Source organism: Mycobacterium sp. MAA66, assembly GCF_041261665.1.
Classification (GTDB): domain Bacteria; phylum Actinomycetota; class Actinomycetes; order Mycobacteriales; family Mycobacteriaceae; genus Mycobacterium.
Genome location: NZ_JBGCCC010000001.1, coordinates 543,588 through 557,780, shown reverse-complemented (window position 1 = coordinate 557,780; position 14,193 = coordinate 543,588). Strand labels below are relative to the sequence as shown.

Here is a 14,193-nt window from a genome sequence, read left to right as displayed (position 1 = left end):
TGGGAGGTGCGGCAGGGGCATCGCTACTGTGGTGCGCATGCGTCGACAACTGCTCCCGGCTCTGAGCTTCACGGCCTTGATGCTCTCGACCGCGGCACTGTCGACAACGGTTGCAGGTTGTGCACCCGGCCTGGCCGCAAACCCGCGTTACGCCACGGACGCCGGCGCCAAGCCGCAGGGCGCGGTACCGACCGCCAAACCGGCACCGGGTCCGCCTCCGATCGCCGCCCCGAAAAAGGACCTGTCCTGGCACGACTGCACCGCTCAGGTGTTCGGCGGCGCCACCACGCCGCCGGTACCGGACGTCAGCCTGGATTGCGCCACCTACGACGCCAATCTGGATTCGATCGGCGGCGCCAACGGCACCGTCAGCATCGGCGTGGTGCGGGCCCGGACCTCGGCCACCCCAGCTGATGCCGGGCCGATCGTGCTGACCACCGGCACGGACCTACCCACGTCCCAGCAGCTACCCGTGTGGCTCGCCCGGTCGGGCACCGACATGCTCAAGTCGCACCCGATCGTCGCGGTCGACCGTCGCGGCATGGGCATGTCCAGCCCGATCACCTGCCGCGAGAGCAGCGACCGGCAGAACATGCTCGACCAGGCCCAGTTCCAGGGCGGTGACGACCCGGTGGCCAACCTGACCGCGGTCGCCCAGTCGGTGACCACCAGCTGCACCGACACCCTGGCGCCGGGAACGTCGGCCTACGACAACGCGCATGCGGCCGACGACCTGGAACGACTGCGCAGCACCTGGGACGTGCCGTCACTGGCAGTGCTCGGCATCGGCAACGGCGCCCAGGTGGCACTCGCGTATGCCAGTGCCCACCCGACCAAGGTGAGTCGGCTGGTGCTCGATTCGCCACTGCCGCTGGGGATTTCCGCTGAAGCCGCGACCGAGCAGAGGGTGAAGGGCGCGCAGACCGCCCTGGATGCCTTCAGCACCAGCTGTCTGGCGATCAACTGCCCGTTGGCGCCCGACCCGAAGGGCGCGGTCGACGGACTGCTGGCCGACGCCCGGGCCGGTCACGGCGTCGGCGGCAATTCGGCGGCGGGCATCGCCGACGCGATCACCACTGCACTGGGCTATCCGCACGGTGACGGCGCGGCCAACACCGCGGCCTTGGCGGGCGCGCTGGCCGCGGCCCGCGGCGGCGACTCCAACGCTCTCAACGGGCTGATCAACGCCGCCCAGGCCATGCGCCAGACCGACGGCCAGTTCGTCGGTTCGTGCACCGATTCGCTGAACCGCCCGACCCCCGACCGGGTACGGCAGCTGATGGTCGCCTGGCCCAAGCTCTACCCGCAGTTCGGCGCGATCGGCGCCCTCAGCTTGGCCAAATGCCTGAGCTGGCCGAGTGTTCCGGCCATTCCCGAACCCAAGAACCTCACCTTCCCGATCCTGCTGCTGGGCTCACACGCCGATTCGATCGTCGGCAACGAAGGCGTTGCCGCAGTAGGGGCCACGGCGATCAATGCCGGCACCAGCAGCCGCCGGGTGATGTGGCAGGGCACCGGCCACGGCACCGTGGTGTACACGCCGTGTGCGCTACCACCGGTGCGGTCCTACCTGGACAGCGGCAAGCTGCCCGAAAACGACACGTACTGCCCGGCCTAGCCAAGGCGTCGCGAGCCCCGCGATAGGGTTCGGACGTGACGCGCCCCTTTTCGCTCCTGAGCGTGTTCGGCCCCCGTACCGCACCGCCCAGCACCGCCAACGTGGTGCGGGCGGCGTTGTGGCCCATCGCCGTCCTGTCGATCTTCCACCGCTGCTACGTGCTGTCGACCAACCCGCACATCACCAATGACTTCGGTCCGGTGTACCGCGCGGTGTCGAACTTCCGTCGGCACTGGGCCATCTACAACGAGCACTTCAACTACGTCGATCCGCATTACCTGTACCCGCCCGGCGGCACGCTGTTGCTGTCACCGTTCGGCTACCTGCCGGAGTTCGCTTCGCGGAACTGGTTCATCGCATTCAACGTCGTCGCGATGATCATCGCTGCGTGCCTTCTGGTACGGCTGTTCAAGTATTCGCTGACCTCGGTCGCACTGCCGGCTTTGTTGCTGGCCATGTTCTGCACCGAGTCGGTGACCAACACCATCATCTTCACCAACGTCAACGGCTGCATCCTGTTGGCCGAGGTGTTGTTCTTCCGCTGGCTGTTGGACGGCAAGGTGTCCCACCAGTGGCTGGCCGGCATCGCCATCGGCCTGACTCTGGTGGTCAAACCCGTGCTGGGTGTGCTGCTGCTCTTGCCCTTGTTGAACCGGCAGTGGCGCGCACTGGTGACCGCGATCGGCGTACCCCTTGTCTTCAACGCCGTGGCCTGGCCGCTGTCGTCCGACCCGATGGGCTTCGTGCGCGGCACGCTGCCGTACATCACCCAGACCCGCGACTACTTCAATTCCTCGATCACAGGCAACGGCATCTACTACGGCCTGCCCCCCTGGCTGATTCTGGGACTGCGGCTGACGTTCGTGGTGCTGGCCGCCGGCAGTCTGTGGCTGCTGTATCGCTACTACCGGCAGCGCGATCAGCTGTTCTGGATGCTGACGTCGTCGGGCGTCCTGCTGATCACGTCGTGGCTCGTGCTGGCGCTGGCCCAGGGCTACTACTCGATGATGCTGTTCCCGTTCTTGATGACGGTTGTGCTGCCACGGTCGACGATCCGCAACTGGCCCGCCTGGCTCGGTGTCTACGGGGTTCTCACCATGGACAACTACCTGCTGTACTTCTGGCCCACCACCGGCCGCTTCCTGGAGTACATGAAGATCACCTACGGCTGGTGCCTGATGCTGGTGGTGGTGTTCTGCGTGCTGTACTTCCGGTACCTGGACGCCAAGGCCGACAACCGACTGGACCAGGGCATCGATCCACTCTGGCTGTCCGATGACCGGGCCGACGCTAACCTGGCTTCATGAGCATTCCGCTGCCCAAGGTCGAATACACCGAATCCCAGTGGCGTGAGAAGTTGACACCGGACGAGTTCCACGTCCTGCGTCAGGCCGGTACCGAGCGGCCGTTCACCGGTGAATACACCGATACCAAGACCGAGGGCATTTACCAATGCCGGGCCTGCGGCGCAGAACTGTTCCGCAGCAGTGAGAAGTTCGAATCCCATTGCGGGTGGCCGTCTTTCTTCGACCCGGCCGATTCGGACGCGGTGATCCTGCGCACCGACAACACGCTGGGGATGCGCCGCGTCGAGGTGCTGTGTGCCAACTGCCACAGCCACCTGGGCCACGTCTTCGAAGGTGAGGGCTACCCCACTCCCACCGACCAGCGTTACTGCATCAACTCGGTTTCACTGCGGTTGGTGCCGTCATCCCCGACGCCTTGAAAAACGCGAACGCCTCCTGCGCCGGCAGCGGCGGGCTGTAGTAGAAACCCTGCGCGGTCTCGCAGCCGTAGTCACGCAGCCTCTCGGACGTCGCGGCGTTCTCCACGCCCTCGGCGACCACGGTGCCGCCCAGATCGTGCGCGAGATCGATCACCGTGCGGACGATCACCGCGGCGCGTCGATCGGTCAGCAGCGGAGCGATGAACTGACGGTCGAGCTTGACCTCGTCGAACGACAGGTCGCGCAGATACCACAGCGCTGAATAGCCACTGCCGAAGTCATCAAGGGCGACGCGAGTTCCACTGGCGCGCAAGCGATCCAGCACGCTGCGCGCCCGCTGGGTGTTCTCCAGCAGCAGATCCTCGGTGATCTCCACGGTGAGGATCGACGGCTCCAGATGCCGAGAGGCCAATTCCTGCGAGATATACGCCGGCAGGTTGGTGTCGGCAACCGAGGGCGCCGACAGGTTGACCGACACCGGCACCCGCAGTCCCCCGGCTTGCCAGGTCACGACGTCGTCGAGAGCGCGGTTGAGCACCAGCTCGGTGACCCCGCTCATCAGTCCGTGCTGACGCACCAGCGGCAGGAACGAGTCGGGGGCCAGCAGCCCATGCTCACGGTGCGGCCACCGCACCAAGGCCTCGACACCGACCGGCTTACCTGTGCGCAGATCTACCTTCGGTTGGTACACCACGCTCAGTTCGACGTCGTCGATGGCACGCCGCAGGTCACGTAGCAGCACCGCGTCCTCGTCGCTGTCTCGCCCCGCACCGTTGCGTACCGCCGAGCGCATGTCCTCGGTGAATGTGTGCAGTCCACGACCGCCCACGCGCTTGGCCTGCTGCATCGCCAGGTCCACCTGCTCGATCAGTTCGGTGGCCGAGACATCGTCGGTATCGGAGGCGGCCATCGCGAAGCCGACGCTGGGCCGCACGGCGATCGAACGGCTGCCGAGGCTGAACGGCTCGTCGAAAGCGCGCACCACCCGATGGGCAATGATCCGGGCCTGATCAGCCGCACCCTCCATCACGACGGCGAACTCGTCGGCACCGATACGCGCGACAGTGTCGCCGGCGCGGACCGCGTTCATCAGGCGGTTGGCCACCATCACCAGCAACTCGTCACCGACTGCCTGACCGAATTCGGAGTTGACCCTGCGGAAGTCATCGAGGTCGAGCAGGACTATCGCCACCGCACGGTTGTCCCGTTGGCGGAGGTGAATCGCATGCGCGGTGCGGTCCCGGAACAACGCGCGGTTCGCCAGCCCGGTCAGCGGATCTCGCAGCGCCTGATCGCTGACCACACCGTGCAGGCGGCGGTTATCCAAGAGCACGATCGCGTGCCGCACCACCGCGGCCAACAACAGCAGCACCGACGTGGTCAGCAGCGGGCCGTGCGACAGCGACGGAATGTACTGGAGCCCACAGACCAGGGCGGCCATCGCCAGTGCGGAGTACGGCAGCCAGACATCCAGCCGCGTCGAGATCATCTCTTCGTCGGGTTCTTCGACTGCCCGCGCGCGGCGGGCCAGCAGCGCCGCTGCGGTCATGAACACGACCGCGCCGGCCCAGCCCAGATAGATCAGCACCGTGATCCCGGCGTGCGCGTCCAACGCATGCGAGTAGACATTGGCACTGTCGGCCACCGCATTGAACACCGCACCGACGGCAAGCAATATGACGACGGTGCGCTGGGTGCCACGCAACCGCGTCAGAACCATGACCGCCACCGCGACAATCAGCACGTCGGTCACGGGGTAGGCCACGGTGACCGCGAAGCGAATCGGATCCGGGGCACCCAATTGGTAAGCGTGCTTGAGCACCGTTTGCCAGATCACCTCGAACGACGCGATCGACACGATCACGCCGTCGAGGACCACGCGCGCACGGAACCGGAAGTTGTTGGGCGGGAAGCGCACCAGCGCCAGGCAGGCCGCGATCGGATACACCAGGTAGGCGAGATCTGAAACCGACGGGAACGGCGACCGCTCCATACCGCTGAGCCCCGTGTAGTAGAACTCCACCACTTCTGATACGAACCAACCGGCGAGGCCGATGCTCTGCCAGGTCCACGCGCTGCGCTGACGACCGCGCGTCACCGAGACGACCGACATCGTGCACAGCATGGCGATCCCGGACATCACCAGGATGACGAGGTCGCCGAAACCGCGCGCAGTCATCTGATCGAAGTCCAAGAGCAGACAGCCGGCGACCGCGACGATCGCGGCAACCGAGCTCGCACCCCAGGTGAACTTCGGCACCAATTGACGCTAGCAACACCGGCGACGCTGGGAATAGTTTCCATCCCAACGGTCTGTAATTCGCTGAGATCGAGACCGTTTGGTGAACTGGCAGACACCTGGCCGTATATCACCGGCCAGGTAATTGCCAGGGAGTGCATTACGCCAACTTGGTGACGAGCTCGTCGACCGCGACGCGTGGACCGACGAAAAACGGCGTCTCCTCACGCACGTGACGGCGCGCATCGGTGTACCGCAGCTTCCACATCAGCTCGACGATGCGAGCCAGATCCGGTCCTTCGAACGCCAGAATCCACTCGTAGTCACCGAGCGCGAACGCCGGCACGGTGTTGGCCCGCACGTCGGGGTATTCGCGGCCGGCCATGCCGTGCTCGACCAGCATCCGGCGGCGGTCTTCGTCGGGAAGCAGGTACCAGTCCAGCGACCGTACGAACGGGTAGACACACACGTAGTCGCCCGGGTCTTCGCCTGCGATGAACGCAGGCACATGACTCTTGTTGAACTCGGCCGGACGGTGCAGCGCCACCACACTCCATACCGGATCGCTGGCAACGCCGAGGGTGGTGCGACGGAAACCGGCGTACGTGGCCTGCAAGTCCTCGACCCGCTCCGCGTGCGTCCACATCATGAAGTCGGCATCGGCGCGGAAACCGGCGACGTCGTACATCCCGCGCAGCACGACGCCGCTCTCCTCGCGCTGTTTGAAGAAGGTCGCCAGCTCGTCGGCGATGCCGGCCCGGGCGTCACCCGCCAATGCCTCCGGTTGCACGGCGAAGACCGAGATCATCATGTATCGAGTCATCGAGTTGAGCGCGTCGTAGTCGAGCTTGGCCATGGCTCTATCGTGCCCTATCGCCCCGAACCGGTGTCCGCCAGCACGCTGCCCGCTATCGAGGCGAGCACAGCACAAGGATCGAGGGCGCTCGGGTCTCGGGCCACCGGACGCCGCCGCGCGGTGCGCCGAGTCGAAGATGTCGCGGACGACGACCCGGCCGGCCGATGCGACACCCGGCGCGTCCCCACGCCGGGTGCCGCCAGGTCAGGCGTTCAGCGCAACGGCGTTGGCGCGTGCGTACATTGCGTCGAGCACGGCCGCCTGCGCCTCGTCTACCGCAGCGAGCGCAAAATCGATCGCGTCCGCGGCATAGTCCTCGCAGACAACTAATGGCCGACAATCGTGTCGGCTGGTACACCAAAATTGGCCGAGTCGTGGATTACCAGCTGTTCCAACGGATCTCGAAAGCCAGACAGAGCTCAGCCAGTTCGTTCGGGACCGACAACGAACGGCCGGTGCGCTCCTCGATCCGGCGCAGCCGATACCGGACGGTGTTGGGATGGCAGTACAACTGCTCGGCGGTGGCCGACATCGATCCCTTGTTCTGCACCCACTTCCGGAAGGTCTCGAACAAGATGTCGCGCTCGTCGTCGCCGAGATCCTCGAACGAGCCCAGCACGATAGCGGCAACCTTGGCGGCCACCTCAGGGGCGCTCACCGCCGCCACGGCCAGCAGCGAATCCTCGAAAGCCGTGACGGCCGAGGGCCCGCCGGCCTGTGTGGTCACGGCGACGCGCGCATAACGCAACGCTTCCGCGGTATCGGCCAGGTCCGCGAATTGGGGGCTCAAACCGACGCGGCCGACCGCGATCCGGTTGAGCAGATCAACCATGGCAGCGTGCGCAGCGGGCGGGGCAACGTTGGCGATACCGATCTGAATGTCCGGCAACAGCCGCCAGGCCGAGAACACGTCGACGCTGCGGAGCATGTCGGCGATGCCCGGTAACGCCTGCCTGCCGAGTTCAGGGCAGACGGCAGCGACGACAACATACGGACCGGTCTGCGGCAGCTGCAATGTCTGCGCTACCTCCCAGAGGCTGCGTGCATCCGAGACTCGGGCATGCAGTAACGCTTCGGTGAGCGCAGAGCGTTCGGTCTCGTCGTGGATCGCCCTGCGGACGGCTTCGCGTCGATATGCGTCGGCCATGGTGTCGGTGTAGGCGTCCTGCGCCTGCCACAGCAGGTCGGTCGCCCGCAGCAGCGCGGCCGAACCGATACCCGGCTCGGCACCCGCCACCTCGACCATCACCTCCCACAGCCGGTGCGAGGCAACTCGGAAGGCAGCCATGACCGCGGGCAACGGAACACCCGCGGCAGCCCGACTGGTCCCGGTCACCACGGCCGGTGAGGTGTCAAACGATGCTCCCGCGGTGAGGCTGCCGAAGAGGAACCGAACGTTGTCGGTTGCGCTGTAAAGCAACTCGTCCGCCGGCACCACCCGGTTCTCTCGATAGAAGTCGACGTTGGCACATACCGTGGCCACGACGTCGCCGCCCAGCTCGTCGAGCCGATGAACCACCAGAGATGCGAGTTCCTTTACCTGCGCATCGATATCGCCTGAAGTCACGGTTGTCGAGCCTAGGACCACGGCCAATACCTCGCGTCTTTACGAACACATCCATCTGGGGCCGCCGGTCGGCGCACAATCCTCTGTGAGGGACGGGAGCATGCGTGTCGCGGACCGGATCACCGACTTCGCCGGTTCGATGAGTTTCGTCTTCATCCACGCGATCGGGTTCGCGGTGTGGACGGTCTACCTGGAGCTAAGTCCTTGGCCCGCATTGACATTGGTGGTGTCGCTGGAGGCCATCTTGCTGTCGACCTTCGTGATGATCGGCCAGAATCGATGGTGAATCCGGGAACGGCCGGCGACAACGCCGAAGCGCCTAGGTGAGCGGCCGAGCCAGCTCAGCGGCTGCCCGGGTCCCCGACGCCACGCATGCCGGGACACCGATGCCATCCAGATAACCGCCGGATACCGCGAGCCCGGGCGGCAGTCCCGCCCGCAATTCCGTAATCAGTTCGGCGTGCCCCGGGCCGTACTGCGGCATGGCGTCGATCCAGCGCTGCACTCGGTGATCGACCGGGTCGGCGCGGATTCCGAACACCGCCTGCAGGTCCTCGGCGGCCCACGCCAAGAGGACGTCGTCACCGACCGTGCGGGCGACATCGTCGCCGAACCGCCCGTAGGACAACCGCACCAACTCAACATTCCCGCCCCGGCCCCACTTGCGGGAGGTGAGGGTAATTGCCTTGGTGTGCAGGCGTTCTCCCGCGGCCACCAGGACTCCGGACTGCTGCGGCAACGGTGTGCCGCCGGGCAGGGCCAACGCCACCAGTGCCGCCGACGCCACCGGTATCCGGCGGGCCGCGGCAGCGGTCTGTGGTGCGACGCCGCCGATGAGACGGGCGAGCCGCGGCGCAGGCAACGCGAGTATGACGGCGTCGGCCGGCCAACTGAGGCCCTCGTCGTCAGTGAGCTGCCACCCCATACCCACGGGTTCCAGCTTGTCGATCCCGATCTGGACCCATTGAGCCTGGGCGCGCTCGACCAAGGTGTCGATCAGCACGCTGTAGCCACCTTCGACGGCACCGAATACCGAGCCGGTGATCGGCGGCGCGGCCGCCAAGGCCGCCTGCACTGCCGCGGTCAGACTCGGCGCACCGCTGTCGAGGTGAGCGGCGATCGCCGGTAGGGCCGAACGCAGTCCGATCGTCGCCGACGAGCCGGCGTACACCCCGGACAACAGCGGGTCGACCGATCGCGTCACCACCTGCTCGCCGAACCGGTCGCCGACCAGTTGCGCGACAGTCGGGTCGTCGCCTGGACGCCAGGTCAACGGCCGGGTGGCCTCCGCCGAGATCTGAGCCAGGGTGGCGTCATCGACCAGGCCCCGCAGCACTTCGGGTTGCCCGGGTACGCCCTGCAGCGTGCCCGTCGGCATCTGATGCAGACAGGCACCACTGCAGATCAGCGGCCGCACCCCGGTGGTACCGATCTGCCGCAGGCCCAGTTCTTCGAGCAACGCGGTGACCTCGGGGCGGCGCGCCACGAAGGCTTCCGCACCGACGTCCATGGACTGGCCGGCGACCCGTTCGGTGCGCAGTGCCCCACCGAGACGGTCGGCCGGGTCGAAGATCGTGATCCACGATGCCGGATCGGCCTGCCGCAGCCGGTACGCCGCGACCAGCCCCGAAATACCGCCGCCGACAACGCAATACGTGGTCACAAGGTATGCACCAGCGCCACCGCCTCGGTGATCACCCCCGGGTCGGTGGCAGGCAGCACGCCGTGGCCCAGGTTGAAGATGTGCCCGGTCGCACCGGCCTGCACAGCGCGCTTGCCATCGGCGACCACCGTGCGTACGGCGGGCTCTGCGACAGGCCAACCGGCCAGCAGCACCACCGGGTCGAGGTTGCCCTGCAGTGCCTTGCCCGCGGGCACCCGGCTCACCGCGTCGACCAGATTGGTGCGCCAGTCCACACCCACCACGGTGGCGCCGGCCTCGCCCATCGCACCGAGCAGTTCGGCGGTGCCGACACCGAAGTGCGTCATCGGTACACCTTCGTCTTTGAGCGCCGCGAACACCCGGGAACTGTGCGGCAGCACGTAGCTGCGGTAGTCGGCCAGCGACAGGGTCCCGGCCCAGGAATCGAACAGCTGGATGGCATCCACCCCGGCCGCCAATTGGGCGCGCAGGAACGCGATGGTCAGGTCGGTGAGGCTGTCCATCAACGCGTGCCAGGTGGCGGATTCGCCGAGCATCATGGCCTTGGTTTTTTCGTGGTTGCGGCTGGGGCCGCCCTCCACCAGATAGGACGCCAGCGTGAACGGCGCCCCGGCGAATCCGATCAACGGCACCTGATCCAATTCCTTGGTCAACAGCCCAATCGCCTCGGCCACCGGCGCAACCTGCTGTTGCTCAAGGGGTTTCAGCTGCTCGACGTCGGCGATGGTGCGGATCGGGTGGGCTATCACCGGTCCGACGTCGGGCACGATGTCCAGATCGACGCCGGCGGCCTTGAGCGGCACCACGATGTCGGAGAACAGAATCGCGGCGTCGACGTCGTGGCGGCGCACCGGCTGCATGGTGATCTCGCAGACCAGCTCCGGGTTGAAGCACGCCGACAGCATGGTGTGGGTGGCGCGCAGGGCCCGGTATTCGGGTAGCGAGCGGCCCGCCTGGCGCATCATCCAGACCGGGATCCGGGACGGTTCGCGGCCGGTGGCGGCAGCCAGGTAGGGCGATTGCGGCAGTTCACGACGGGTGCTCATCGACGTTCATGCTGCCATGCGGCGGACGGACGCTTATACCCTGCCGGGCGTCCAAATAGTGGGCTATCGGCGCGCCTGCGTCCACCACCTGGCAGATCGAGCTAGCGTCCCAGAATGTGACCTCCGCCGAACCGGCCCAGTTCCGCACCGCTGTCGCTGCGATGAACGCAGCAGTGGTGCGACCGGAGATCGAACTCGGCCCGATCCGTCCGCCGCAGCGCCTGGCGCCCTACAGCTACGCCCTCGGTGCCGAAGTTCGTCATCCCGACACCACCGTCGTCCCGGAGCGCTCCGAGGGCGACGCCTTCGGACGGCTGATCCTGCTGCACGATCCCGAGGGCGCCGACGCCTGGGACGGCACCATGCGCCTGGTCGCCTACATCCAGGCCGACCTCGATTCCACTGAGGCCGTCGATCCGTTGCTGCCGGAAGTGGCATGGAGCTGGCTGGTCGATGCGCTCGAGTCGCACGGTGAAGGAGTGACCGCTCTGGGCGGCACCGTCACCGCCACCACTTCGGTGCGGTACGGCGACATCTCGGGCCCGCCGCGGGCCCACCAGCTGGAACTACGGGCGTCGTGGACGGCCACCTCACTGGAGCTTGGACCGCACGTGCAGGCGTTCTGCGAGGTGCTCGAACACGCGGCCGGACTGCCTCCAGCCGGGGTGACCGATCTGGGTTCGCGCACACGCGCTTGAATTTGTACCTATGACTGACGTCGATGATGACGGGACCGGTGATACCGATCCCGACGTAACTCCCCTGCTGGCGCCCGCCGAAGGCGTGCCGCCGGTATCGGTGTACGTCAGCGATATCGCCCGGGCGGCGGAGTACCTGGCTTCCGGGCACGGCGCATTTGCGATCGACGCCGAACGTGCGTCGGGCTTTCGCTACTCCAACCGCGCGTACCTGGTGCAGATCCGCCGGGCCGGCGCCGGAACGGTGTTGATCGACCCGGTCAGCCACGGCGCCGATCCGGTTGCCACCATGGCCCCGGTGGCCGCCGTGCTCAATTCCGGCGAGTGGGTGCTGCACGCGGCCGATCAGGATCTGCCGTGTCTGGCCGAGCTGGGGATGACGCCGCCGTCGCTGTACGACACCGAGTTGGCCGGGCGGCTGGCCGGGTTCGACCGAGTCAACCTGGCCGCCATGGTGCAGCGGCTGCTGGGCCTTGGGCTGAAAAAGGGCCACGGTGCGGCGGACTGGTCCAAACGGCCGTTGCCCGCGGACTGGCTGAACTATGCGGCGCTGGACGTCGAGGTGCTGCTGGAGTTGCGTGCGGCGGTGGCAGCGGAGCTGGAAGCACAGGGCAAAAGCGATTGGGCAGCACAGGAATTCGAGCATCTGCGCACCTATGAAGCGCCGCCCACCCGGCGGGACCGGTGGCGTCGCACCTCGGGAATCCACAAGGTGCGCGACGGACGAGCGCTGGCCGCCGTACGCGAGCTGTGGCAGACCCGGGATTCGATCGCGCAACGACGGGACATCGCACCGGGCCGGATTCTGCCCGACTCGGCTCTGGTCGCCGCCGCGGTAGCCAATCCCGACACCATCGAAAAGCTCACGGCACTACCCGTTTTCGGTGGTTCGCGACAGAAGCGCAGCGCCCAGGTATGGCTCGATGCCCTGGCCCGGGCCCGCGATGCCGAGCCGCCCGCGTCCGAGCCGTCCAATGGGCTGCCACCGCCGGCCCGCTGGTCGCGACGCAAGCCCGAGGCCTTCGCCCGGTTGGAGGCCTGCCGGAGTGGGCTTTCTGGGCTGTCCGAGAAGGTTTCGGTGCCGACGGAGAATCTGTTGACGCCCGATACCGTCCGCCGGTTGTGCTGGGATTGGCAGCCGGTTGCCGATGTCGAGGGCGCCGTGGACTCGTTCCTCTCGGCCGCTGGGGCTCGCCAGTGGCAGCGCGAACTGTGCGACCCGGTGCTCTCGACGGCGCTCGCTCGGCCGTAGCAGCCCTTTCCGCAACGGTCAGAAATTGGCCTCGGGCTCATGTTCGAATACCTCACGATTCGTGATCACCAAATACCCGAAGTACGTCGCACCGGCCAGCAGGATGCCTACCGCGATCAGCACGGCGATGAACACTTCCGGCGGCGTTACGAGTACGAGCACCACGACGACGGACCACAGCACCGCGGCGATCGCGACGGGTGTCTCGAATCGACCCAGATCGAATGCATCCTCCTTGTGCGTCAATCTTTTTCGCACACCGAGATACAACACGACAATGGCGCCGTAGAGGATCGCCCCGATGACACCGCCCGCGGTGATCAACTGTTGCAGTGCGTCACCGGGTAGGGCGAGCATCAGGATGATCCCGACGACGACGATCAGCAGCGTCGCCGGGATCGGCGTCTGAGTACGTGGGTGCACGCGGCGCATCAATCGGTGTGCCGGAAAGCGACCATCCCGCGCCATCGCGAAAATCACACGGGCACAGGTGGTTTCGGTGACCAGTCCGGCACCGAAAAACGCAAGCGCCATGGCGACCAGCAGCAGGCGCTCCACCACCGGTCCCAGTTGATCGTGCAGGATCAGCGCGACGGGCGTCTCGCTGGCGCTGACCCGCGGGATGTCGTTGATCGCGACGGTGAGTGCGATCGCGAACACCATGCCCAACACTCCGGCGGCCAGCACCGACCCGACGATCGCGCGCGGGACCGTGCGGAACGGATCATCGGCCTCCTCGGCCATGTTCGCCGCGGAGTCGAAGCCGACCAGCGTGACGATACCCATGACCATCGCAAACATCAGCCCACCACCGACGGCGAAATAGCCCGGGGCACCCGCCGCGATCCCCCGGGAGGTGAGATTGCTGATCGAGCCGTGACCCGTGACCGCGACGGCGACGATGAGTGCGACCGTCAGCACCACCACGATGAACAGTTCCAACCCGACGGTGCCGGCCGTGAACAAACCGACCAGCCGCGTCGAGGCGACCACCAGCACGGTCTGCACGATCAGTACGACGAGGGTGATCACGCGTCCGGTGTTCTCATCGGGCGCCAAGCCGAACAGCGGCATCAAAGCCGTGTTGGCCATGGCGTTGTCAACCGTCACCACCCCGATCGCCAAGTAGCAGAAACTCAGCCAACCGAACAACCAGCCGATCTTCGGGCTCGCCAGGCGCGAGGCCCACTGATATGAAGACCCACTGAGCGGTATGCGGGCAGCGAACTGTGCAATGACCAAAGCGATCAGAGTTTGGCCGACTGCCACGACCGGCCAGAGCCAGATGCCCACCGGGCCAGCGTTTCTCAGCACGTCGTCATAGGTGGCGAAGATCCCGACGGCGACCGAGATGAAGGCGAACGAAATGGCGAAGACTTGAAACGAACCGAGGGTGCGTTTGAGTTCGGGCTGATATCCGGCGGTTTGTGCGTTCGGCACTACTTCCGTCATGTCCGCCACCCGCCCTTCGCTGAGTTCGGCGGGTTCAACCTACCGAGCCGGGCGGGTCATTACTTCGGAATTGACG

The 14,193-nt window shown here is 66.5% G+C and carries 12 protein-coding genes; 6 read left to right on the top strand and 6 right to left on the bottom strand.

Annotation, left to right across the window (positions count from 1 at the left end):
- Positions 1-37 precede the first annotated feature (37 nt).
- From ABIA30_RS02745 to msrB, 3 genes are read left to right on the top strand one after another with little or no spacing between them, the layout of a single operon-like run.
- Positions 38-1,618, top strand: coding sequence for an alpha/beta fold hydrolase (locus tag ABIA30_RS02745; protein ID WP_370061844.1), 1,581 nt, complete (start codon positions 38-40; stop codon positions 1,616-1,618).
- A 35-nt stretch (positions 1,619-1,653) separates the two neighbouring features.
- Positions 1,654-2,925, top strand: coding sequence for an arabinofuranan 3-O-arabinosyltransferase (aftC, locus tag ABIA30_RS02740; RefSeq protein WP_370061842.1), 1,272 nt, complete (start codon positions 1,654-1,656; stop codon positions 2,923-2,925).
- Positions 2,926-2,927: 2 nt separating this feature from the next.
- Positions 2,928-3,344 (top strand): peptide-methionine (R)-S-oxide reductase MsrB, encoded by a 417-nt coding sequence (gene msrB / locus ABIA30_RS02735; protein ID WP_370063270.1) that lies wholly within the window; start codon positions 2,928-2,930, stop codon positions 3,342-3,344.
- Here msrB and ABIA30_RS02730 read toward each other — a convergent pair.
- The 3 genes from ABIA30_RS02730 to ABIA30_RS02720 all read right to left on the bottom strand — a co-directional run bounded on the left by ABIA30_RS02730 (position 3,298) and on the right by ABIA30_RS02720 (position 8,006).
- On the bottom strand, positions 3,298-5,604 hold the full coding sequence (locus tag ABIA30_RS02730; RefSeq protein WP_370061840.1) for a putative bifunctional diguanylate cyclase/phosphodiesterase: 2,307 nt from the start codon (positions 5,602-5,604) through the stop codon (positions 3,298-3,300). The genes msrB and ABIA30_RS02730 overlap by 47 nt on opposite strands.
- A 139-nt stretch (positions 5,605-5,743) precedes the next feature.
- Positions 5,744-6,439, bottom strand: coding sequence for a hydrogen peroxide-dependent heme synthase (hemQ, locus tag ABIA30_RS02725; protein WP_370061838.1), 696 nt, complete (start codon positions 6,437-6,439; stop codon positions 5,744-5,746).
- 379 nt (positions 6,440-6,818) lie between these two features.
- Positions 6,819-8,006, bottom strand: coding sequence for a PucR family transcriptional regulator (locus ABIA30_RS02720; protein ID WP_370061836.1), 1,188 nt, complete (start codon positions 8,004-8,006; stop codon positions 6,819-6,821).
- Positions 8,007-8,106: 100 nt separating this feature from the next.
- On the opposite strand from ABIA30_RS02720, the gene ABIA30_RS02715 reads away from it, so the two are divergent.
- On the top strand, positions 8,107-8,292 hold the full coding sequence (locus ABIA30_RS02715; protein ID WP_370061834.1) for a DUF1003 domain-containing protein: 186 nt from the start codon (positions 8,107-8,109) through the stop codon (positions 8,290-8,292).
- A 33-nt stretch (positions 8,293-8,325) separates the two neighbouring features.
- On the opposite strand, the gene ABIA30_RS02710 is transcribed toward ABIA30_RS02715, so the two are convergent.
- Positions 8,326-9,669, bottom strand: coding sequence for a protoporphyrinogen oxidase (locus tag ABIA30_RS02710; RefSeq protein ID WP_370061832.1), 1,344 nt, complete (start codon positions 9,667-9,669; stop codon positions 8,326-8,328).
- Positions 9,666-10,715 (bottom strand): uroporphyrinogen decarboxylase, encoded by a 1,050-nt coding sequence (hemE, locus tag ABIA30_RS02705; protein ID WP_370061830.1) that lies wholly within the window; start codon positions 10,713-10,715, stop codon positions 9,666-9,668. The genes ABIA30_RS02710 and hemE overlap by 4 nt, the downstream gene beginning before the upstream one ends.
- A 161-nt stretch (positions 10,716-10,876) precedes the next feature.
- On the opposite strand from hemE, the gene ABIA30_RS02700 reads away from it, so the two are divergent.
- Together ABIA30_RS02700 and ABIA30_RS02695 are read left to right on the top strand one after the other, a co-directional pair.
- Positions 10,877-11,413 carry a DUF3000 domain-containing protein gene (locus ABIA30_RS02700; protein WP_370063268.1) on the top strand — a complete coding sequence of 179 codons (537 nt, stop codon included), beginning with the start codon at positions 10,877-10,879 and terminating at the stop codon, positions 11,411-11,413.
- 10 nt (positions 11,414-11,423) lie between these two features.
- Entirely contained in the window at positions 11,424-12,665 is a 1,242-nt protein-coding gene (locus tag ABIA30_RS02695) for an HRDC domain-containing protein (RefSeq protein WP_370061828.1), read from the top strand.
- Between the two features lie 18 nt (positions 12,666-12,683).
- Here the strand turns inward: ABIA30_RS02695 and ABIA30_RS02690 are convergent, their stop codons facing one another.
- Positions 12,684-14,117, bottom strand: coding sequence for an APC family permease (locus ABIA30_RS02690; protein WP_370061826.1), 1,434 nt, complete (start codon positions 14,115-14,117; stop codon positions 12,684-12,686).
- Positions 14,118-14,193: the final 76 nt, after the last annotated feature.